Origin of the sequence: Mycolicibacter senuensis (assembly GCF_002101885.1) — a bacterium.
GTDB classification, from domain to species: Bacteria; Actinomycetota; Actinomycetes; order Mycobacteriales; family Mycobacteriaceae; genus Mycobacterium; species Mycobacterium senuense.
In genome coordinates, this window is record NZ_LQPS01000040.1 from 56,496 (window position 1) to 78,038 (window position 21,543).

The following is a 21,543-nucleotide window of genomic DNA, read 5'->3' on the forward strand; positions in this document are numbered from 1 at the left end:
GTGGTGCTGCGTAAGGACGCGTCGAACCTCGGCGGCCGGGTAGCGGTCATCACCGGCGGCGGTTCCGGTATCGGGCGCGGGATCGCCGAGACGTTCGCGGAATTCGGTGCCCGGGTGGCGATCTGGGAGAAAGACCCCGAGACCGCCGAACTGGCTGCGGCCGCGGCCGGCGGCCTGGCCTGTGCGATCGACGTCCGCGACACCGAACAGGTCGATGCCGCGCTGGCCACCACCATCGCCGAGGTGGGCGTGCCGACCATCCTGGTCAACAACGCCGGCGGGGTGTTCGCCTCCCCGCTGCTGGAAACCGCCGCCAAGGGGTGGGAGACGCTGATCCGCTCCAACCTCACCCACGTTCTGCTGTGCACACAGCGCGTCGCGCAGGCGCTGGTACGCCACGGCGAGCCCGGGAGCATCATCAACATCGCCAGCATCGAGGGCACCCGCGCCGCACCCGGCTACGCCGCCTACGCGGCGGCCAAGGCGGGCGTCGTCAACTTCACCAAGACGGCGGCACTGGAGCTGGCGCCGCACGGCATCCGGGTCAACTGTCTGGCCCCGGACCTCACGCTCACCGAAGGCATCGAGCGTGTCGGCTCGGCCGAGATGCTCGCTCACGCCGGCTACATGATCCCGATGGGGCGGCCCGGCCACGTCGACGAGATGGCGGGTGCGGCAGTGTTTCTGGCCGGCGACCTGAGCACCTACGTCACCGGCCAGACGCTGCACGTCGACGGAGGGACGCACGCGGCAGGCGGCTGGTATCACCACCCCGACACCGGCGAATACCTACTCGGTCCGCCGCGGCCGAAACCAGAATGAAAGGAAGCCGCATGCGGTTCGCGTTCACCCACCCGATCATCACGCACCCGTGTGACCCCGAACTGGTCTCCCCGCACGGCGTGGCCGCCGTGGCGCGGGCCGCCGAGGCCGCCGGCTTCGGCGCCATGGGATTCACCGACCATCCGGCTCCGACCCAACGCTGGCTCGATGCCGGGGGCCACGACAGCCTCGACCCCTTCGTCGCGATGGGGTTCGCGGCCGCGCACACCGAGACGATCCGGTTCATTCCGAACGTCGTCGTGCTGCCGTACCGCAACCCGTTCGTGGTCGCCAAATCGGGTGCGACGCTGGACCTGCTCTCCGGCGGAAGGTTCACCCTGGCGGTGGGCGTGGGCTATCTCAAAGGTGAATTCGCGGCGCTGGGCGTGGATTTCGATGAGCGCTCCGCCCTGGTCGAAGAGAGCCTGGATGTCATCCGTGCAATCTGGACCGGCGATGACGTGTCGTTCCAGGGCAGGCACTTCCACGCCCGCGGGATCACCGCCCACCCGCGCCCGGTCAGCAGTCCGCATCCGCCGATCTGGATCGGCGGGAACACCGGTAGGGCGCGGCAACGAGTCGCCACCCGCGGCGACGGGTGGGCGCCGTTCGCCGCGCCGCCCGGCCTGGCCAGCACGGCCCGCACCGCCGCGATGGACTCCATCGAAGCGCTGACGGCCGGGATCGAGGACCTGAAGCGCCGCTGCGACGCCGCGGGCCGAGACTGGTCGGCCATCGACATCTGCTTCTCCAACCTCGCCGGCGGGCGGCTCGGCCACGACGACTTCGACACCGGCGCCTACCTGGACGGACTGGGCACGCTCGCCGATGTCGGGGTCAGCTGGGTACAGGTCGCCGTCCCCGGCGAGAGCCTTCCCCGCGCGGTCGAGGCGATCGAGCAATTCGGTGAATCGGTGATCGACAAGGCCAGATGAGAAGTGCTCCACCGGGATTAGGATGGGGTCATGACTGTGCCGGGGATCATCCGAATTGTGCCGCTGGCCGAGGAGATCCTCGAGTCACACCGCCACCGGGCCGGCGGTGACGACATCGGATGGGACGCTTATAAGGCCCACGTGTACCGGATCTTCAATTTCGCTCGCGCGCTGACACCGCAGAGTCCCGACCGCGACGAGAAGCTCGCGATCGCCGCAGCGTTTCACGACCTGGCCGCATTCGACACGCTCGACTATCTGGTGCCCTCGATCGAGGCGCAGGACGCCTGGCTGCAGGAGACCGGCCGCGAGGCGTGGTCGAACGAGTTGGCGCTCATCATCGCCCAGCACCACCGGTTGGCGGGATACGGTCCGTCCCGTCCGTACGCGCCGCTGGTCGAGGCTGTTCGCCGAGCCGATCTCGTCGACGTGAGCCAGGGCCTGATCAGGTTCGGCCTGCCGCGTTCCTACGTCAACGAGGTGCGCGGCGCCTTCGACGCCAGCGTCTTCTTCAAGCGGGTGATCCCCTCGGGCGTGCTGCGGGCGGTCCGCCGATTACAGCAGCCCGGGTTTTTGCGTCCCGGCAACGCCCTGATGCGCTCGGGACACTCCGGACAGGATCGCTGACGGCGGTTACCCTTCCCCTGTGAGAAGAGTGGTTTCCCGGCGCGAGGTCCTGCGGTATACCGGGCTGCTTGCGCCGGCACTGGCCGTCCCCGGCGCCCTCGGGGCGATGATCGGCACCCCGACAGCGGCGGCCGAAGGGGTGCAGCTCATCGACGTCGCCGACCGGCTGGTCGAGCCCGACCGGATCAAGGCGGCCGGCTTCGCCGGGGCACTGGTCTACGTCTCGGAGCTGCGGCCCGGTGCCACCTTCGATTTCAAACCGGTCACCCGCGACTACGCCGACCGGCTCCGCGCCGCGGGCCTGCAGATCGTCAGCTGCTACCAGTTCGGCAAGCCCGGCTGGCCGGATTCGCCGTCGGATTTCACCCGCGGCTACGACGGGGGCGCGGCGGACGCTCGCACGGCACTGCGGCTGCACTCCGCCGCCGGGGGCCCGCCGAGCGCGCCGATCTTTTTCAGCGTCGATGAGGACATCGACGCCAAAGCCTGGAGAAACCTCGCGGTCCAGTGGTTTCGTGGCATCAACTCGGTGCTGGGGACAGCGCGTACCGGAATCTACGGCGGTGCCCGGCAGTGTTCCTGGGCGATCGCCGACGATGTCATCGGGCACTCGACCAGTTCCGGCCACCGGTGGGCGTGGCAGACCCGGGCGTGGTCGGGCGGCGAGCGCGAACCGGCGGCCGTGCTCTTCCAGCGGGAGATGGTCACCGCAACCGACTCGGGTTTCATGATCGACGACATCCACGTCGACGTGGACGACGTGTTGGCGGCCGATTTCGGCCAGTGGGAGCTGGTGCGCTGATGGAATGGGACGCGGCGCGGGTGGCGCGATGGTCCGGCACGCTCGGCTTTGCGCTCCCGGTTGTGACGCTCGCGGTGTATCCGATCTGGTCGTTCCCCGGCACCCAGACACTGGCCACCGAGGTGGCCTGGTGGGCCACCCAGCACCACGATCGACTGGTCGTGACGATGCTGCTCAACACGGTCGGAGTGACCCTGTGGCTGGTGTTCGGCGGGGCGGTGTGGACACTGCTGCGGGACCGGCTGCCGGTGCGATCGGTTCTTGCGCCCTGCTTCGCCGCCGGCTTCATCGGCTGCGTGACCCTGCTGCTCGCCGGGTTCACCGCGTTCGACATCCTGCTGTACCGGTACCACAGCCCCGAAGCGGCCGCGCTGCTCTACGACCTGGCGTTCGGCCTGCTGGCGATGTCCGGTATGCCCACCGTGGTGGCCCTGGGGGCGTTCGCGGTGGCGGTGTACGTCTACGGGGTGCTGCCGCGATACACCGGCCACCTCGCGGTCGCCGCCGCCGCGGTACATCCGCTGTTGTTGTTGGCGTTCGTCGTCGGCGCGGGACCGCTTTCGCTGGAAGGGCTCACCATGACCGCCATGCCGGCGTTCTTGTTCGCCTGGATTCTGGGAACGGCACTGGCGATGCCGCGCAGGCCGTAGCTTGCGGTTCCTCGGCTCGCCCAAGCCGCGTCGATGTGCCTACCCGATCCCCACTGGACGCGGCATCACGGTGAGCTTGACGCCATAGCGCGGCGTGCCGAGCCCGAAGCTGCCGCTACGCCCGCCACCGTTCGGGAGCATCGGAGGCGGCATGGCAGTCATCGACCTGCTGTCCGGGTTGACCGTCCAGCCGCTGGCTGTTCCGGAACTCGGCGCAGCTGCCGGGATAGCCGTTCCCCAGTTCGGTGGCGCGGACAAGGATCCGACCAGGGTCGCTCTGCCCACTCCGGCCGACACCGGGGAACCTGCGCTGCCGACCGCAGCTCCGGCAGCGCGGCCGGCGGTCTCGGCCGACGCCAGTGTGATACCCGGCGCGGAGCTGAGCCCGCCACCAGTGAGGGCGGCCGTGCCGCCATCCATGCCGCGGGCCAAAAACCCGAGCGTGGCCAGACCCGCAAAGCCCTCGACGTTCCCGCCCGGGTCGAAGATCCCGGTAGCGGCGATCGTGTTCCACAGCTGCGCGTTGATATTCAGGCCCGAGCCGTCGTCGTGGCCCCAGGTACCGTCGAAGAGGCCGTCGAAGAACTTCGTCCAATGCCAATCCGGGTCCGTCGGCCTCGCTCCTTCTGCCGGCGACGCCATGCTCCGCAATGCGCTGGGCACCTGGGAGTGCGCATCTCCGGTGTCGGCTGGGAGGGCGCCAGAACTACTCTCCTCGTCTGAACTGGTGGTCTCCGGCGCTACCGCGAACGGAACCAGTTCGGTGGCAGTTGCTGAAGCGGCGGCGTAGCTGTACATCGCAACGGCGTCCTGCGCCCACATCTGAGCGTAGCGGGACTCGGTCGCCGCGATCGCCGGTGTATTCAGTCCCAGAGCGTTGGTCTTGACCAATGCCGACAACATCACTCGATTGTCTGCGATCGCCGGCGGCGGCACCGTCATGGCGTAGGCCGACGCGTAGGCATCGGCGGCGGCGTAGGCCTGTGCTGCGGTCTGCTCTGCCTGTTCGGCGGTGATGCTCATCCAACTGATGTAGGGCTCGGCGGCGGCAGTCATCGCCGACGCCGAGGGACCCCACCAACCTTGGGTGAGCAGGCTCGCTACCGACCATTCGAAAGATATTGCTGCAGAACGTAATTCTGCAGCCAACAGGTTCCAGGCCGCTGCGGCGGACAGCATCGGACCGACACCCGGACCGGCGTACATGCGTGCGGAATTGATTTCCGGGGGAACTGCTCCGTAATCCATCATCAGGAGACCCTTTCGCTAGATCGAGATGGCGTTGGCGGCGTCGGTCGCTGCGTAGGACTGCGCGTTGCGCTGCAGCATGATCACGAACCTCTCGTGCACCACAGCGGCGCGCTTGCTGATCGCCTGGTAGAGCTGCGCATGTCTGGCGAACTGGGCGGCGGTCAGTGCCGAGACCTCGTCGGCGGCCGCCGGAACCACTCCGGTTGTTGGCCCGGCAGCAGCCGTGTTCTGCGCGGCCACCGCGTTGCCGATGCTGCTCAGATCGGCCGCTGTCGCGGTGAGTTCTTCGGGAAGTGCGGACACAAAAGACATCAAAACTCCTTATGGCGCAGCGAATAACGCCGCAGGGACAGCAAATTCGCACGTGGGAACCGCGCTCGGGCCAGTGGGATGGGGAGCGCGGGTACGGTACGGCGCGAGCCGATTCAGAAAGTGAAAGCGGCGCCGCGAACGGGTTCGAGCGAAGCGGTCGTCGAACTCGGATAAGGACTATCGTCCGGACTCAATGTCGCTCTCACCTCCTCACGGCCAGGGCACACGGGGATGCCGGCGCAGCATGCACATCAGGAGGGCCGGGCCGACAACACCGCCGGCCGGCACCCCTCTCGTCAGAGTTTCGGCACTGCACGCCGTATCCGGCCAGAAGCCGGAAGCCACTTGGGCTCAACCCTTAAGCCGGGAAGAGCTGTCCTGACCCTGGGCGTCTCTCGACGTTGGAGGTCAGTGGCCTGTATCCGTACAGACGCCTCACCTAGCGAGGTGCGTTCCCGGCCATGTTGGCAGTAACGATGCGCGGCGTCAACTCGACCGGCGTGGCGCTCCAATTGCGCCAGCTCAGTTGTAACTTGGAAATCGACTGGAAATCAATGTGTTTCGTAAACAGACGATGCGCCATATCGCGGCCGACGTCTGGCCGTATGGTCGGACAGTCGAAATATGCTGTCCAGCAGTCTGGTTCGCGCGCAGCAGCCCCTCGTCCGAGAGGGGCCGGGCGTTGAGTCGGCGTAGAACTCGCTATGCGCGGCGTGAGGATGCGCTATGCATCCGTAACGCAGAGCTAGGTTTCACGCCAGGGCGCCAACAGTAGCTCGCAGGCACGGCGCATGCCGGTTTCGGCCTGCGCCGGTGTGGTCTCGCCCATCACCGCCCACGACAGGACGCCGTAGCCGCACTGCTCGACCAGCAGCGCGAGTTGGGTGTCCTGCGGTGCGGGGCGGGCGATCCCGGCGACCGACAGAATGAGATCACGCAGCTTGAAGTCGCCGGGCGCCCCGGACTCGGCTCGCCGGGCATTGACCGAGGTGATCATCGCGCGGGCCAGCCGGGGCCGGGCGAGCATCGACCGGCAGATGCCGGCCATGAGTTCGCCGACATCGACGACTGGACATCCGGTCAGCGGTTGGGGCGGCGTCACGGATCGGGTGTAGTGCAACAGCAGTGCGCTGAACAGGTGCTGCTTGGTCGGGTAGTAGCGGTAGACGGTGGTGATCGACACGCCGGATTGATCAGCCACATCCTGCATGCGGACTGCTTCCAGCCCGTCGCGGGCACCGAGCCGGGCGGCGGTGGCGAGAATCCGGTCGCAGCGCCGGCGTTGGGCGGCCGTGCTGGGGGCCGCCGGCTCGCGATCAACCGATGGGCGGGGCATCGGAATCCCGGGTGGGCGCGCCACCGAGCAGCTTCTGCATCATCCGATGGGACGCCAGCACGGCTTCGGCCCGGTCGGGCGTGGCGCGCAGCGCGGGATTGTCGGCATGAGCCGAGACGACGTGCACCGGGCCGTGGGGAAGCCGGGCCAGTCCCTCCCGGGCGACATCGGCCGGATCGGACACCGGCATGCCGGGGATGTCGAAGTTGAGCCCGACCCGCTGCATGGCCGGTGTCCTGGTGACGCCGAGCACCAGTTCGAGCACATGCACGTTGTGGTCCCGCAACTCCAGCCACAGGCCCTCGGCGTAGATCCGGGTGAACGCCTTCACGCCGCCGTACACGCTGTGTCGCGCCGAGCCCTGATAGCCGGTGAGCGAACCGGCCAGCAGCACACCGCCGCGACGGCGAGCGCGCATCGGGCCGGCGAAGTGATGGATCAGCTGCAGCGGAGTCGTCACGTTAAGGTCGATCACCTGTTGGAAGGCCCGCAGATCGCCGTCCAGGAACTCCGCGCTGTGGGTATTGGCCCCGGCGTTGTAGATCAGCAGCCCGACCTCGAGATCGGTTGTCGCCGCGATGATCTGCGCGACGCCGGCCGGATCGGTCAGGTCCACGGCCAGCTCACGGACCTGCCCGCCGAACTCGCGGCACCGTTCGGCGGTGCCGCGCAGTGGTCCGGGCTTGCGGGCGATCAGCACCAGGTTGATCCCGGCCCGGGCCAGCAGCAGCGCGAACTCCGCACCGACGCCCTCGGAACCGCCCGCGATCACGGCCCACGGCCCGTACTGTCGCTGCCATGCCGGTTCGTCGTCGCTGGACAAGGGTCGCCTCCATAACTAAAATTCATTTTAGTTTTCTCGGGCGAGGTTACCTCAGCCACGCAGCGCAACGAAAGTGCAGGAAACCATTGCGGTACCACGAAGCCGGGACCGGGTTGCGGTGACGCGGCTGGGTCTGGCCACGCCGGTGGTCATTCAGGTTCCCGGAACGGCATCGGAGTGGGAGTCCGGCGGCGGCATCGACGACATCGCCGCGATCGGTGCGGCTGCCGACGCACTCGGATTCGCCTACCTGACCTGTTCGGAGCATGTCGCGGTTCCTGCCGACGCGGCGGAGGTCCGAGGAGCGACGTATTGGGATCCGTTGGCCACCTTGGCGTTTCTGGCCGCTCGCACCAGCAGCATCAGGTTGGTCACCTCGGTCCTGGTGCTGGGGTATCACCATCCCCTGGAGATCGCCAAGCGCTACGGGACCCTCGACCGGATCAGCGGCGGCCGGCTCACGCTGGGGGTGGGGGTCGGCTCGCTGCGCGAGGAGTTCGACCTGCTCGGCTGCGAATGGGAAGACCGCGGGGCCCGGGCCGACGACGCGATGAAGGCGTTGCGGGCGTCGTTGTCCACCACCGAGCCGTCCTACCACGGTCCGTTCTACCGGTTCGATTCGATGGTCGTGGCGCCCTGTGCGGTACAGCCGCGAGTGCCGATCTGGGTGGGCGGGCGAACCCGCCGATCCCTGCGGCGTGCGGTGGAGTTGGGCGACGGGTGGACACCGTTCGGACTCACCGCCGCCGACGTCGTGAAGTTCCTTGATTCGGTGCACCGCCCGAGCGACTTCACCGTGGTGCTCGCATCACCGCCGCTGGACCCGATCGGCGCCGGACAGCAGGCGCTCGACCGGATCGGCCGCCTGGCGGACCTCGGTGCCACCGATGTGACGTGCGCGCTCTCGGCGCGATCCGCTGCACACTTCATCGAGCAGCTGACCGCACTTGCCGAGCTGGCGAATCTCGACGGGGGACGACCATGACCGACCAACGGCTCGCCGACCTCGAACACCGGCTGCAACGCATCGAGGACGAGCGCGCGATCGAGCGGATGATCGCCTGCTACGGGCCGCTGGTGGACGCCGGGGACGCCGAATCCACTGCCGGGCTGTGGCGAGCCGACGGGATCTATGACGTCGAGAACTGGCTGATGAAGGGCCGCAACGACATTGCCTCGATGGTGCGTTCCACGGGACATCAGCAGCTGATCAACGGCGGTTGTGTGCACTTCCTGGGCCCGGCGGTGGTCACCGTGCACGGCGACGACGCCGTGGCGGTGTGCGATTCGACGCTGCTGGTCAGACAGGACGACGGCTACCGGGTGGCGCGTGGGGGCGCCAACTACTTTCACCTCAGCAGGGCGCCCGAGTCGCCGTGGCGCTGGCAGATCGTCAAACGCGTCACCCGGCGTCTCGACGGCAGCGCCGACAGCCGCGCCCTACTGGTCGACGGGGTAGCGGGGCGGATTCGCTGAGGGCTAGCCGGAGCCCGAGACCGAGGCCAGGAACTCCCGCGCCAGCCGGGTGAACTCCTCGGGCCGGTCGTAGGTGACGATGTGCCCGGCGCCGGCGATGCTGACCAGCCGGGACTGCGGGGTGGCGGCCTGGGCTGCGGCCAGCTGGGCTGCCCCGACCAGCGGATCCTCAGCGCCGCGGACCCACAGCGTCGGCACGGCCAGCCCCGGCAGCTCGGGCAGCAGGTTCAGTCGCATCGAACGCGGCCCGTAGGCCTCGATCTGCCAGTCGTCCAACGCCTTCTCGCCGTAGCGGTGCTTGGCCCGAGCCTCGTCGACCGCCGCGGCGATGATCTCCTCGAAATCCGGGGACTGTTCTCCGGCAGCGAGATTGGCGACCATGGACCGGCGGATGGCGCCGGGGTACCGGGCGAGATACCAGGTGGCGGCGCGCAGCAGACCGGGGGTGCGCATGACCGACCAGGTCAGGAACTGCGCCGGACGTTTCGCCTCGAGCCCGCCGGGCCCGATCGCCACCAGGGCGCTGACCCGCTCGGGATGCTCAAGGGCGAAGCCGGTGGCGATCCCGGCGCCCAGCGACAGCCCGATCAGCGCCACCCGCGGTAGCCGCAGTGCGTCGAGCAACTCGTGCAGAAAGCGGCGGAAGAACGCATCGTCGAGCACGCCGCTCCAGGGCCTGCTGGCCCCGTGGCGGGGCAGGTCGATCAGCTGCACCCGGTGGTCGGCGGCCAGTGCCGGAGCGACGCGCCGCCACACGCCCTGCGCGGTGTCGAGCATCGCGCCGTGCAGCAGCAGCAGTGGCGGGCCGGTATCACCGCCGTGGTAGACCCGCACCGGGCCGCCGCACACCGTCAGGTCGGTGTGGTTGTCGAACAGGTCGGTCACGGTCGTCTCCGTCGGCGTCGCCCGCCGATTGCCCGGTCAGCGGAAGCGGACGTGCAACGTCGCCAAGCCGAAGATCTTCTTGTCACCGGATTTCGCGCCGATCAGGATGACGCCGGTGCGGGTCTGGGGATCCAGCGACTTGATCTTGCCGCTGAACTCGATGTCGGCGCCCTCCTTGGCCGACACCACCGCCGGCGCCGAAAGCCGCACCGCATAGCGGGTGACCGAGCCGGGGTCGCCGGTCCAGGCGGAGGCGAAGCCGGCGCCCAGGCCCATGGTCAGCATGCCGTGGGCGATCACGTCGGGCAGGCCGGCCAGCTTGGCGATCTCCTCGTCCCAGTGGATCGGGTTGGCGTCGCCGGCCACCCCGGCGTAGTTCACCAGATCGCCGCGCGACAGCCGGGTGTGGCGCACCGGCAGCTGGTCGCCGACTTTCACCTCGTCGAACGACGGCGTGGCCGGGGTGCGGGTCAGGCCGCCGTCGGCGAGGTGGATCTGCCCCTCGGGCCGGACCGTTTTGCAGTAGGCGGCTTGGGATTCGCCGATGCCGAGGATGTTGACGTCGTGCATCATCGCGTTGTGCACGGCCGTCTTGATGGCCGGGTCAATGTCCTCGGCGGTCACCCCGACGACGGTGGTGTGCAAGGTGTGCACCCGCTCGCCGGCGCCGTCGGTGAAGGTGTTGGTGACGGTGATCAGGTCTCGGCCGGCGATCCGGCGCACCGACGTCAGCTCGACATCGATCTTCAGCTCGTCGCCGGCGACGATCGGCCGGTGCTGTTCGAAGACCTCTTCGGTCTGCATGTAGGTGTCATAACCGACGACCACCGATTCGAACATCTCTCGGTTGCAGCTCATCCCCGGAGTCGAGGTGAACGTCAGCGGCGCCACCACCTCGGGGTAGCCCATCTCCGCGGCCGCCGCGACGTCCCAGTGCGCCGGGTGATAGTCCTGCACCGCGCGGGCGTACTCGCGGACCTTCTCCCGGCCGACCAGATAGGTGCCGTCCATCTGGTAGTAGTGGCCGACCCGTGCTTCCATCGGCGAGGGCTGTGCTGCGGTCATGAATGGACTCAACCGTTCTGTCGGGGTGTTTGCTGCGCCCGACCCAAGCACCCTAGCGCGCGGACTCGGCGACTGGAGATGCCGTGCCCCCGGCGGGCTCGAGCCGGTCAGGTGAGCAGTGGGGCCAGCATGCGCCAGCGGCGGTGCCGATGGGCGAACATCAGCCGGATGAACAGCCTGGTGCCCCAACCGGTGACGCCGTCGTCGGTTTCGATCTCGTCGGTGTAGCGGCAGCGATGTTCGTCGAGCGGAGTGAAGGTCAGGCGATGGTTCCAGGTGCGCACCGGGCCGCCGCACTCATTGGTGTAGATCATCAGGTCGTCGAGTTCTTTGATCTCGAGGCGATGGGTCCAGGTCGGGATGACGCCGAACCACCACAGCCGCGCCGACACGCGGGTGCCCACCTCGACGCGATCGGGGACCGCCGATAGGGACATCGTGAGCAGCGGGGCCAAAACGAACCGCATCAATTCGGGTTTTCGCGCCAGCGCCGCGGCGCGTTCGGCCGGAATCGGTAGCTCGGTACGCAGGACAACGGTGCTCATTTTGTGCCAGCCTAGCCAAATGAGCGACATCGAGAAGTCAGCCGCAGCCACCGGAGCGGCGATGGAGCAGGCCGTCGCTGTGTTCATGCTGCACCCGCAGACCTTCGCGGGCAGTGTCGCCGCCGGCTACCAGAACCCGCTTGCCGGTTATGTCGCCGGCCGCGGCGGGGTGCTCGGCGATGCCACAGGTGAGGCCGTCGGCGCGGTTTTCGCGGTGTTCGAGCCGACCGGATTGAGCGCGCTGTGGAACGAAGGCGTCGCGGTGCACGGCGCTGCCGGCGCGGCGCAACGGTACTGGGAGCAGACGGCCGAGTTCGGGCGCACCTACCTGGCCGACGCCCAGGGGCTGGGTCGGATCGCCGCACTCGGGGAGAAGGTCATCGTGGCAACGCCCGGGGCGGGTCTGCCGTTGTTCGCCGGCTGGCGGGCGATGCCGCTGGCCGACGACGCGGCGGCGCGCGCACTGCAGGTGATGTTCGTGCTGCGGGAACTGCGCGCGGGCGTGCACTTCAACGCGCTCACCATCTCCGGCGTCACGCCGATCGAGGCGCACATGCTCAACAAGGGGCCGCAGTACGCCGCGATGTTCGGGTGGCCCGAACCGTTCGCGGACGGGTCCGACAAGAAGGACCGCTACGCCCAGATCGAAGTGGCGACCGACCGGCGGATGACGGAACTGTTCGCGGCCGCGCTGACGCCGGACGAGGCCGAGGAGCTGGCCCGGTTGAGCGCCGCCGCACTCGCCGCGCTGCAGGCCGCCGTCCCGGCCTGACCCGGGGGAACCAGCCTGCCACGGAGTATCGAGCGGAATTGAGGAAGCCATGACTGCACCATGGGACGCGATCGACCGGTACGTCGTCATCTCGACCGACACCCACGCCGGGGCGGATCTTTACGACTACAAGCCGTATCTGCCGGCACGACTCCACGACGATTTCGATGGCTGGGCAACGGCGTACAGCAGCCCGTTCGACGACCTGATCGTCGCGACCGCCAACCGCAACTGGGACCACCAGCTGCGGATCTCCGAGATGGACGCCGACGGGGTGGCGGCCGAGGTGTTGTTGCCCAACACCGTTCCGCCGTTCTTCCCGACCACGCCCAACATCACCATCAGCCTGCCGCGTACCCGTGCCGAGTTCGAGAAGCGCTGGGCCGGTGTACAGGCCCACAACCGATGGCAGGTCGACTTCTGCGCGTTGGCGCCGGCCCGGCGGCGCGGCCTGATCCAGATCTTCCCCAACGACATCGACCTGGCGTGCGAGGAGATCCGTTGGGGCGCCGGGCAGGAGTGCTTCGGCGGGGTGCTGATCCCGGCCGTCTCACCGGGCGACCCGCAGGTGGCTCCGCTGTTTCACACCCGCTATGAACCGATCTGGGCGCTCTGCGCCGAGCTGGACCTGACGGTGGTGCAGCACGCCGGGGCGGGCAGCCCGGAGATGCCGATGGACCAGCCGGCCTCCAACGCGGTGCTGATAACCGAGATGGCGCTGTGGGCCCAGCGCACGCTGGGTCACCTGATCCTGGCCGGCGTCTTCGAGCGATACCCGGCGTTGCGGTTCGTACCGACCGAGCAGGGCACCTTATGGGTACAGCAGCAACTGATGATGCTCGATGCCATGGTGCCCACCATGAGGACCGAGGCGCACAACCGCACCTACGGGATGTTCGGCGGCTCCTCCGTCGACGAGATGACCATGCTCCCCAGCGAATACGCCAAGCGGAACTGTTACCTGGCCAGTGAGCTGACGCCCTATGACGCGGCGATGATCGACTACCTGGGCGCCGATCACATCATGTGGGGCAGCGACTATCCGCACGAGGAAGGGTTCGCGCCGCATTCCACCCTGGCCCTCCGCTGGGCGCTGCACAACCGGACCGAGCAGGAGTGCCGGAAGATCCTGGCCGGGAACGCCGCTCGGCTGTACCGCTTCGACCTCGACGCACTGGCTCCGGTGGCCGCCCGGATCGGACCGACCGTCGCCGAAGTGGCGACACCGCTGGGCGACACCGGCTATCGCGCCCCGGCCGCGTTCGGGTACCGGCCCTTCGAGGGCGGGCTGGCGCTCAAGCGGCTGGCCCCGGAACGCGGGTAGGGCCGGCCCTAGATCATCGCCCGCAGCGGCCCCTGCGGGTCGATGCCCAGCGAACTGAGCGCGGCGGCGTGGAACGTGGTGCCGGGCACATGGATCGCGTGGTTGAGTCCGGCATGCGCGTCTCGCCAATACCGTTGCAGCGGTTTGTCCATCCGCAACGCATTGCCTCCCGAACGGGCGAAGATCTGGTCGACGGCCATCACCGCGCGCCACACCGCACGCACCTGGGTGCGGCGCCCGGCGGCACGGTCGGCGAAGCCGACCTCGGCACCGGCGGCGACCATGTCGTAGATCCGGTCGGTGTTGGCCAACAACTCCTGGCGGGCGGCGTTGATGTCGGCGGCCGCCTCACCGATGGCGTACAGGACATAGGGGTCTTCTTTGATCGCGGTCCCGGTGGCGCTCACCCGCTCCCGCTGATAGTCCAGGTGGGCGGCCAGCGCGCCTTCGGCAATGCCGATGACCGCCGAGGAGATGCCCAGCGGAAACATCGTCGACCACGGCATCAGATACAGCGGGTTGGTCATGCCGGCCTCACGCTGGGCACTGCCGTCCATCACCTTGAGGCCGTCCATGGTGCGGTAGCCGGGGACGAACGCGTCCTTGACGATGACGTCTTTGGAGCCGGTTCCGCGCAGCCCCACCACATCCCAGGAGTCATCGACGATCTGGTAGTCGGCGCGGGGCAGGATCATGTGCAGAATCGCCGGCGGCATGACCGGCACGCCGTCGGCGTCGCCGACCATCGCGCCGAGAATGATCCAGTCGCAGTGGTCGGTGCCGGAACTGAACTGCCACCGGCCGTTGAACAGGTAGCCGCCATCGACCGGTTTGGCCACGCCCTGCGGCGCATACGGCGAGGCCATCCAGGTGTCGACGTCGTCGGCCCACACCTCGGCGCCGACCCGCGGATCGGCGTAGGCCAGCTGATAGGGGTGCACGCCGACCACGCCGGCAACCCACCCGGCTGAAGGGTCCAGCGCCGCGGTGGCCATCACGGTCTCGGCCCACTCGCGCGGATGCGCCTCATAGCCACCGTGTTGGGCGGACTGCAACAACCGGATCGAGCCCGCGCTCTTCATCGCCTTGACCGTCTGATCGGTCAGCCGGCCGATCTTCTCGGCCTCGCCGGCCTGCTCCCGCAGCTGGTCGGCGACGTCCATCAGCAGGTCGATCACGCGCTCGCCCATGTTGTCGTCCTCACGTCGTAGACCGGAAAACGAATGGTGTGGTGCCGATGATGTCACCGTCGAGGGCCGGTGTCTGCCGAAAACGCCGGTGAACTCAGCTGATGGCCACGCCGCGCTCGAAGATCCGGATCAGCGACGGCACGATGCTGTGGCGCGGCACCATGCCGTGCGCCGCTTCACCGCAGGCTTTGACCAGTGGCCCGAACAGCGCTATCCGAATCCATTCCGGGGTGAGTTCCGCATCGAAGACGCCCTCCTGCTGTCCGCGGACGATGAGTTCGAGGATGGGCGCGGAGTCCGGCAATTGTTCGGCAGGGATGTCGCGCAGCACCGCGGGGTCGGCGAACAGGAACACGATCCGATCGCCTTCGGGGGCCAGGGTGGTGATCACCCGCCGCATGGCGTCGCGAGCCGGGCCCTCGGCAGTGGCCGCGGCCCCGATGACACCGCTGATGACCCGGATCGAATCCAGGGTGGTCTCGTAGATCAGCCGATCACGGTCGGCGAAGTAGCGGTGCAGGGTGGAACGCGCCACCTGGGCGGCAGCAGCGATCTGCGGCAGCGTGGCGGTGCGGTCCCGGGCGAGCACCGACGCCGTGGCCTGCAGAATCGCGGCCCGCGTGCGGGCCTGCGAACCGGTGAGCTCCGGGCTGTCGACGTTCATGCCGAGAGCATACCCGCTGCCGCGTCCATTTATAAGACGTTGACGTCCTATAAGAGGACATATAACCTCCATCTTCGGGTGGACGCGTCCAACGAGGCCGGCGGGCCGAACTCGGCGAGTACGCCACGGATGGAGGTGAGCGGTGCGATGAACTGGAACTTTCTCGGCACGAACTGGCGCCTGTTCGGTGATCTGGCCGCGGCCGCCTTCGTGGCGTTGTTGTGCTTCGCGGCCGGGGTGTTCTACTACATCCACCGGTTGCAGCAGCGGGCCCCGCTGCCGATCAGCGAAGGAATCGGAGCCCGAAAGGCCGTGCTGGCCAAGGTGCGCGGGCGCGAGCCGTTGTCATCACAGGAACTGGCGTTCGCCGGCCGCGTCATCGCCGATCAGCGCTCACCGCTGGCCTTCTGCATCCCGGCCGCGATCTTCTCGCTGGGCTGCTTCTACATATTCGGCAGCCTGGAGCAGTTGCACGGCGCCACCCCGTCGGAGCGCACCTTCCTCGGGGTGATCCCGATGCTCGGTTCGTTCAACGTGACCGCCCAACTGGTGCGGGGGGCGAAGCTGAAGAAGCGGTTGCCGGCGGCCGCCACAGTGGAAGCCGACGGCGCGTGAGTCCCCGCACGGCGCACCGGCCCCCGCTGGCCCGGGTCTGGCTGCCGCTGGTGATGGTGATCGCGGTCAGCATCGGCGCACTGGGGATGTGGAAGGTCCACCAGATGTCGGCTCCCGGGCCGGTCCTGACGGTCAACCCGCCCCAGGCACCCGAACAGTTCAACCCGAAGAAGCTCAGCTACGAGGTGTTCGGCTCGGCGGGCGAGGGGGCGCTGCTGTCCTACCTCGACATCGACGGGCACCCGCACACCGTCGAGCTGGACGTGCTGCCCTGGAGGCACGAGGAGACGACGATGCTCACGGTGGTGTCGGGGAGCATCTCGGCGCAGGTGCGCGGCGACTACGTGGGCTGCCGGATCCTGGTCGACGACGTGGTCCGCGATGAGCACACCAACACCCGGGCCAACGCCGACATCACCTGCCGGGTGAAGTCGGCATGAGTCGGACGCGGCCGTTGGCGGCCCGACTGGTCCGGCTGCTGGCAATCCCGATCATCATCTTCTGGGCGCTGCTGGCCGTGGTGACCAATACCTTTGTGCCGCAAGTGGAGCGGGTGGCCGAGGAACTCGCCGGCCCGATGGTGCCGACCTATGCGCCCTCGCAGGCCGCGATGCTGGCGATCGGTGAGAAGTTCCAGGAATCCGACTCGACCAGCATGACGATGCTGGTGCTGGAAGCCGAGCACCCGCTCGGGGACGCCGAGCACCGCTACTACGACGCGTTGGTGCGCACCCTGCAGGCCGACACCGACCACGTCCAGTACGTCATGGACACCTGGGGCAAGCCGATCACCGCGGCCGGCGCCCAGAGCCTCGACTCCCACGCCGCCTATGTGCTGCTGCGGCTGGCCGGCGACATCGGCCAGCTGCAGGCCAACGAGTCCGTCGCCGCGGTGCGCCACACCGTCGACACCTCCGACCCGCCGTCCGGCCTGAACGTCTATGTCAGCGGCGCCGCGCCGCTGGCCGCCGACACCGTGGCCACGGCCAACCGGAGCCTGAACAACATCACCATCGCGACGATCTTCCTGATCATCTTCATGCTGCTGATGGTCTACCGCTCCTACATCACCATGCTGGTACCGCTGTTCGGGGTACTCATCCTGATGCTGGCCGCCAAGGGCGTCATCGCGACCCTCGGTCACTTCGGCTACATCGAACTGTCGTCATTCGCGGTCAACCTGGTGGTCGCATTGACCCTGGGTGCCGGGACCGACTACGGCATCTTCCTGATGGGCCGCTACCACGAGGCCCGGCTGAACGGCGAAAGCCGCGAGGACGCGTTCTACACCGCCTACCGCGGGGTGTCGCACGTGATCCTGGGCTCCGGGCTCACCATCGCCGGCGCGGCGTTCTGCCTGAGCTTCGCGCGGCTGAACTACTTCAACACCATGGGGCCGGCCGTGGCCATCAGCATGGTGCTGACCGTCACCGGAGCGTTGACGCTCGGGCCCGCGGTGCTGAGCGTGGGCAGCCTGCTCGGGTTGTTCGATCCCCGCCAGCAGGTCAAGGCACGGCTGTACCGGCGCATCGCCACATCCGTGGTGCGCTGGCCCAAGCCGATCCTGACCGCCAGTGCCGCGCTGGTCGCCGCCGGAGCGGTCTTCGTGCCGACCTACCAGGTCAGCTTCGACGACCGCACGTATCAGCCGCGTGACTCGGCGGCCAACCTGGGCTTCGCGGCCGCGGACCGGCATTTCCCGAAGAGCAAGCTGTTCTCCGAGATGCTGATGGTCGAATCCGACCACGACATGCGCAACTCCGCGGACTTCATCTCGCTGGACCGGGCGGCCAAGGCCCTGATCCGGCTGCCCGGGGTGGCGATGGTGCAGAGCATCACCAGACCGATGGGCCGCGCGCTCGAACACGCGTCGCTGCCCTACCTGTTCACCATGCAGGGCAGCGCCAATGGTCAGCAGCTGCCGTTCACCCGGGAACAGAACGCCAACACCGACAAGCAGGCCCAGATCATGGGGCACACCGTCGAGGTGCTGCAGACCACGATCGCGTTGACCCAGAAGCTGGCCGACGAGATGCATTCCACCGTGCTCACCATGGAGGAGATGCAGTCCCTCACCGAACAGATGGATGAGGAGATCTCCAATCTCGACGACTTCATGAGACCGATCCGCAGCTATTTCTACTGGGAGCCACACTGTTACGACATCCCGGTCTGCTGGGCCTTCCGGTCGCTGTGGGACATGATGGACAGCGTCGACAGGCTGGCCGAGAACATCAAGAACGCGGTCTCGCACCTGGAGGTGGTGGACTCGCTGCTTCCGGAGCTGGTCACCCAGCTCAACATCATGGCCGACGACCAGATCGCACTGCGGTCGCTGATCGTGAACACATACGGCCCCAGCAGTATTCAAGCCGCCAACACCGATCAGACCTTCGACGACATGATCAATGTCGGCAACGACTTCGACGCCTCCCGCAGCGACGACTTCTTCTACATCCCGCGGCCGGCGTTCGACAACGAGGACATCAAGACCGGGATGGAGCTGATGATGTCCCCGGACGGCAAGGCCGCCCGATTCATCGTCACCCACGAGGGCAACGCCATGGGGCCCGAAGGTATCGAACATGTCGAGAAGTTCCCCGACGCCATCAAGATCGCACTGAAGGAGACCTCACTGGCCGGGTCGAAGATCTACATCGGCGGGTCTGGCTCGAACAACAAAGACATCCAGCAGTATTCACGCTCGGATCTGTTGATCGCCGCGATCGCGGCCTTCGTACTGATCTTCATGATCATGCTGGTCATCACCCGGAGCCTGGTGGCGGCCTTGGTCATTCCGGGCACCGTGGCGTTCTCCTATGCCGGTGCGTTCGGCCTCTCGGTGCTGATCTGGCAGCATCTGATCGGCCTGCACCTGCACTGGCTGATCCTGCCGCTGACGTTCATCATCCTGGTGGCGGTCGGCTCGGACTACAACCTGCTGCTGATCGCCCGGCTGAAAGAGGAGCTGGGCGCCGGGCTCAACACCGGCCTGATCCGGGCGCTGGGCAATACCGGCGGCGTGGTGACGTCGGCGGGCCTGGTGTTCGCGTTCACCATGCTGGCGATGCTCGCCAGCGATCTGCGCACCATCGGCCAACTCGGTTCCACGGTGTGCATCGGCCTGCTGCTGGACACGTTGATCGTGCGGTCGTTCATCGTGCCGTGCCTGGTGCGGATCTACGGACCGTGGTTCTGGTGGCCGACGATCGTGCGTCAGCGTCCGCTGCGAGCCGTTCCAGCCCGACGTAGCACGAACTGAGGGGCGACGTCTGCGACAGCGGATCGAGGCTGGCGCCGTCGACCAGCAGATTGCGGTTGACACCGAACGACTCCGGTGCTCGGCCGCCCCGCGGGTCGAAGATCCGCGAACCCCAGCCGTGGTCGATGATCACCAGACCGCGCCGTGGTCGGTCGGACAGCGTCGCCGTCAGCTCGACCTCGCCGACCGAGGAGAACACCCGCACCCGGTCACCCCCGCCGATGCCGAGGGCGGCGGCGTCCTCGGCGTTGATCAGGACGTCGTTGCGTTTACCGGAGCGGTGCAGTCCGGGCAGCTCGTTGAGCCAGGAGTTCATCGAATGCCGATTGCGCCGGTTCCCCAGCTGGAACGGAAAGCCCTCAGGTGCACCGGGGTTCGGGTCGGCAAGCAACTCCCGTGCCCGCGCGAGGAACTCGGGCGGCGCGGCGTGCACCATTTTGTCGCCGGTCCGCAACGCGTCCTTGAAGTGGCCGAACTCCCGCGGTCCCAGCACCATCCCGTGCGGGTGGGTCATCAGGTCACGCCAGGTAAGCTTGCGCCCGTTGACCTTCCGCGACATCCGCACGATAAGGCGGTCGAGCCAGTGCGGACCGAACGCCAGCGCGGGCCGACCCGTCACCGCCGCCACCCGCCGCGTCGCCTTGATGAACCCGTTGAGCCCTTTCGCCCCGAACAGTGGTCTACCCATCGCGATCGCGAGATCGACGAAGATCTCCCACTCCTGCCGGGCATCGGGCGGCGGCTCGATGACCTTCGCGCCGTACTGGACGAACGGTTGATCGTGCATATTGCTGGTGAAGGCCAGCAGGTCGTTGCGCTCGAGCCAGTGCACCGCGGGCAGCAGCCAGTGCGCGTGCCGGTGACTCTCCCGCTGCACGAGGTCGATAGCGACCAGCAGATCCAGTTGGGCGAGCGCCTTGTCCAGTTTGGCCCCGTCCGGGCCCGACACCACCGGGTTGCCGCAGTTGATCAGCATTCCCTTGATCTGCCCGCGGCCCGGCGTGGTGATCTCGTCGGGCAGTTCCGCCAACGCATGCGCTCCGGCCACCATCTCCCGTCCTGCCACCCGGCTGACGTGCGGCTTCGTCTTGGCCAGTTCGGCCAGTTTCAGTGCGTCGAAATAGCCCGGTTCGAAGCGACGCCCGCCCGGGCGGTCCATCCGGCCGGTGATCACGTTGAGCACCTGGCCGAGCCATTCGCCCACGGTGCCCGCCGCGTGTTGCGAGACCCCGGTGCGCGTGACCACCATCGCGCCGCCGGCGGCGGCGAAATCCCGCGCGGTGCGCTCGATCAGGTCCCGGTCGATCCCGCACCGGTCAGCCAAGTCATCCAGATCCGCGCCGGCCGCCAGCCGACGCAGCTCCGGGACGCCGGTCGCGAGGTCCGCGCAGTCGCGCCGGTGCTCGCGGCCCTCGTCGAGGATCACCTTCACCATCGCCAGCAGCAGCGCCCAGTCCTGGCCCGGCCGCACCGCCAGGTGCACGTCGGCCTTCTCCGCGGACTCGGTGCGCAACGGATCGACCACCACGATGGTGGCGCCGCCCTGTTGGCGGGCCAGCGCACGGCGCCAGCCGTCGGGAACCGTCTCCAGCCAGTTCCAGCCGCTCACCGCTGGATTGGTGCCGACCAGCAGGAAGTAATCGCAATTGTCGACGTCGGAGACCGGCACCATCAGTGCCGATCCGTACATCGCCTCGGCCACCACATGCAGCGCGTTCTGGTCGACGGAGCCGACGGCGTAGCGGCTGCGGGTGCCGACGGCGTCCATCCAGGCATTCATGAAGACCACGTTCGACGACGAGTGCCCGGACGGGTTGCCGTAGTAGGTGCCGATCGTGTCGGGCCCGCCCGCGTCGATCAGCGCGTTCATCCGCGCGGCGATGTCGCGGATCGCGACGTCCCAGGTCTCCTCGACGTAGGCGTCGCCCACCCGCCGCATCGGCCGCATGATCCGGCGCGGATGTTCTACCAGCTCATTGGCGGTGCGGCCCTTGGCGCAGAAGTCGTGCCAGCTGTGCGGGTTGTGCTTGTCGGCGGAGATCTTGCGGACCTGGTTGTCCTCGACCGTCACCTCCAAGCCGCAGGAGGCCAAGCAGTACCTACAGAAGGTGTGCACCGTCCTCGGGCTTGCTGCCATGCCGCCATGGTGCCCGAGCAGTGTGCGCGTGTCCGTCAAATGCGAATGAG

22 protein-coding genes and 1 riboswitch are annotated in these 21,543 nt (G+C 67.9%); of the genes, 12 read left to right on the forward strand and 10 right to left on the reverse strand.

The window, feature by feature from the left end:
- The 5 genes from AWC24_RS14090 to AWC24_RS14110 all read left to right on the forward strand — a co-directional run bounded on the left by AWC24_RS14090 (window position 1) and on the right by AWC24_RS14110 (window position 3,836).
- Entirely contained in the window at window positions 1-822 is an 822-nt protein-coding gene (locus AWC24_RS14090; RefSeq protein WP_085085897.1) for an SDR family NAD(P)-dependent oxidoreductase, read from the forward strand.
- An 11-nt stretch (window positions 823-833) separates the two neighbouring features.
- Window positions 834-1,757: an LLM class F420-dependent oxidoreductase gene (locus AWC24_RS14095; RefSeq protein WP_085085899.1), complete on the forward strand. Its 924-nt coding sequence runs from the start codon at window positions 834-836 to the stop codon at window positions 1,755-1,757.
- A gap of 30 nt (window positions 1,758-1,787) precedes the next feature.
- Complete coding sequence (locus tag AWC24_RS14100; protein ID WP_085085901.1) at window positions 1,788-2,384, forward strand: HD family phosphohydrolase; 597 nt, start codon at window positions 1,788-1,790, stop codon at window positions 2,382-2,384.
- A 64-nt stretch (window positions 2,385-2,448) separates the two neighbouring features.
- Entirely contained in the window at window positions 2,449-3,186 is a 738-nt protein-coding gene (locus tag AWC24_RS14105; protein WP_085085959.1) for a DUF1906 domain-containing protein, read from the forward strand.
- Window positions 3,186-3,836, forward strand: a complete 651-nt coding sequence (locus AWC24_RS14110; RefSeq protein ID WP_085085903.1) for a hypothetical protein — start codon at window positions 3,186-3,188, stop codon at window positions 3,834-3,836. Before AWC24_RS14105 ends, AWC24_RS14110 begins: the two co-directional genes overlap by 1 nt.
- Window positions 3,837-3,875: 39 nt before the next feature.
- Here the strand turns inward: AWC24_RS14110 and AWC24_RS14115 are convergent, their stop codons facing one another.
- The 4 genes from AWC24_RS14115 to AWC24_RS14130 all read right to left on the reverse strand — a co-directional run bounded on the left by AWC24_RS14115 (window position 3,876) and on the right by AWC24_RS14130 (window position 7,558).
- On the reverse strand, window positions 3,876-5,087 hold the full coding sequence (locus AWC24_RS14115; RefSeq protein WP_234807379.1) for a PPE family protein: 1,212 nt from the start codon (window positions 5,085-5,087) through the stop codon (window positions 3,876-3,878).
- A 15-nt stretch (window positions 5,088-5,102) separates the two neighbouring features.
- A complete protein-coding gene (locus tag AWC24_RS14120; RefSeq protein ID WP_085085907.1) occupies window positions 5,103-5,399 on the reverse strand; it encodes a PE family protein in 297 nt (98 codons plus the stop codon).
- 281 nt (window positions 5,400-5,680) lie between these two features.
- A riboswitch (M-box (ykoK) riboswitch) is annotated at window positions 5,681-5,853 on the reverse strand.
- 291 nt (window positions 5,854-6,144) lie between these two features.
- On the reverse strand, window positions 6,145-6,735 hold the full coding sequence (locus AWC24_RS14125; RefSeq protein WP_085085909.1) for a TetR/AcrR family transcriptional regulator: 591 nt from the start codon (window positions 6,733-6,735) through the stop codon (window positions 6,145-6,147).
- Entirely contained in the window at window positions 6,716-7,558 is an 843-nt protein-coding gene (locus AWC24_RS14130; RefSeq protein WP_085085911.1) for an SDR family NAD(P)-dependent oxidoreductase, read from the reverse strand. Before AWC24_RS14130 ends, AWC24_RS14125 begins: the two co-directional genes overlap by 20 nt.
- Window positions 7,559-7,676: 118 nt before the next feature.
- On the opposite strand from AWC24_RS14130, the gene AWC24_RS14135 reads away from it, so the two are divergent.
- Window positions 7,677-8,543, forward strand: a complete 867-nt coding sequence (locus AWC24_RS14135) for an LLM class F420-dependent oxidoreductase (RefSeq protein WP_234807380.1) — start codon at window positions 7,677-7,679, stop codon at window positions 8,541-8,543.
- The gene (locus AWC24_RS14140; RefSeq protein WP_085085913.1) at window positions 8,540-9,034 is read left to right on the forward strand and encodes a nuclear transport factor 2 family protein; all 495 of its coding nucleotides are present in this window, start codon (window positions 8,540-8,542) and stop codon (window positions 9,032-9,034) included. The genes AWC24_RS14135 and AWC24_RS14140 overlap by 4 nt, the downstream gene beginning before the upstream one ends.
- A gap of 3 nt (window positions 9,035-9,037) precedes the next feature.
- Here AWC24_RS14140 and AWC24_RS14145 read toward each other — a convergent pair whose 3' ends face one another.
- The 3 genes from AWC24_RS14145 to AWC24_RS14155 form a co-directional block, all read right to left on the reverse strand.
- Window positions 9,038-9,919, reverse strand: a complete 882-nt coding sequence (locus AWC24_RS14145) for an alpha/beta fold hydrolase (RefSeq protein ID WP_085085915.1) — start codon at window positions 9,917-9,919, stop codon at window positions 9,038-9,040.
- Between the two features lie 36 nt (window positions 9,920-9,955).
- A complete protein-coding gene (locus AWC24_RS14150) occupies window positions 9,956-10,984 on the reverse strand; it encodes a fused (3R)-hydroxyacyl-ACP dehydratase subunits HadA/HadB (RefSeq protein ID WP_085085917.1) in 1,029 nt (342 codons plus the stop codon).
- Window positions 10,985-11,091: 107 nt separating this feature from the next.
- Window positions 11,092-11,529 carry an Rv1443c family protein gene (locus tag AWC24_RS14155; protein WP_085085919.1) on the reverse strand — a complete coding sequence of 146 codons (438 nt, stop codon included), beginning with the start codon at window positions 11,527-11,529 and terminating at the stop codon, window positions 11,092-11,094.
- Window positions 11,530-11,548: 19 nt separating this feature from the next.
- On the opposite strand from AWC24_RS14155, the gene AWC24_RS14160 reads away from it, so the two are divergent.
- Together AWC24_RS14160 and AWC24_RS14165 are read left to right on the forward strand one after the other, a co-directional pair.
- Window positions 11,549-12,301 carry an SCO6745 family protein gene (locus AWC24_RS14160; protein ID WP_085085921.1) on the forward strand — a complete coding sequence of 251 codons (753 nt, stop codon included), beginning with the start codon at window positions 11,549-11,551 and terminating at the stop codon, window positions 12,299-12,301.
- A gap of 49 nt (window positions 12,302-12,350) precedes the next feature.
- Window positions 12,351-13,625 (forward strand): amidohydrolase family protein, encoded by a 1,275-nt coding sequence (locus AWC24_RS14165; protein ID WP_085085923.1) that lies wholly within the window; start codon window positions 12,351-12,353, stop codon window positions 13,623-13,625.
- A gap of 8 nt (window positions 13,626-13,633) precedes the next feature.
- Here the strand turns inward: AWC24_RS14165 and AWC24_RS14170 are convergent, their stop codons facing one another.
- Window positions 13,634-14,815: an acyl-CoA dehydrogenase family protein gene (locus AWC24_RS14170; RefSeq protein ID WP_085085925.1), complete on the reverse strand. Its 1,182-nt coding sequence runs from the start codon at window positions 14,813-14,815 to the stop codon at window positions 13,634-13,636.
- Between the two features lie 94 nt (window positions 14,816-14,909).
- Window positions 14,910-15,479 carry a TetR/AcrR family transcriptional regulator gene (locus tag AWC24_RS14175; protein WP_085085928.1) on the reverse strand — a complete coding sequence of 190 codons (570 nt, stop codon included), beginning with the start codon at window positions 15,477-15,479 and terminating at the stop codon, window positions 14,910-14,912.
- A 147-nt stretch (window positions 15,480-15,626) separates the two neighbouring features.
- Here AWC24_RS14175 and AWC24_RS14180 point away from each other — a divergent pair, with 147 nt between their 5' ends.
- Genes AWC24_RS14180 through AWC24_RS14190 form a run of 3 tightly spaced genes read left to right on the forward strand, consistent with a single transcriptional unit; the run spans window position 15,627 to window position 19,356 of the window.
- Complete coding sequence (locus tag AWC24_RS14180) at window positions 15,627-16,094, forward strand: hypothetical protein (RefSeq protein WP_085085963.1); 468 nt, start codon at window positions 15,627-15,629, stop codon at window positions 16,092-16,094.
- A complete protein-coding gene (locus AWC24_RS14185; protein ID WP_085085930.1) occupies window positions 16,091-16,534 on the forward strand; it encodes an MmpS family transport accessory protein in 444 nt (147 codons plus the stop codon). Before AWC24_RS14180 ends, AWC24_RS14185 begins: the two co-directional genes overlap by 4 nt.
- Window positions 16,531-19,356 carry an MMPL/RND family transporter gene (locus AWC24_RS14190; RefSeq protein ID WP_085085932.1) on the forward strand — a complete coding sequence of 942 codons (2,826 nt, stop codon included), beginning with the start codon at window positions 16,531-16,533 and terminating at the stop codon, window positions 19,354-19,356. Before AWC24_RS14185 ends, AWC24_RS14190 begins: the two co-directional genes overlap by 4 nt.
- Here AWC24_RS14190 and AWC24_RS14195 read toward each other — a convergent pair.
- Window positions 19,250-21,493 carry a molybdopterin-containing oxidoreductase family protein gene (locus AWC24_RS14195; protein WP_085085934.1) on the reverse strand — a complete coding sequence of 748 codons (2,244 nt, stop codon included), beginning with the start codon at window positions 21,491-21,493 and terminating at the stop codon, window positions 19,250-19,252. The genes AWC24_RS14190 and AWC24_RS14195 overlap by 107 nt on opposite strands.
- Between the last annotated feature and the right edge of the window lie 50 nt (window positions 21,494-21,543).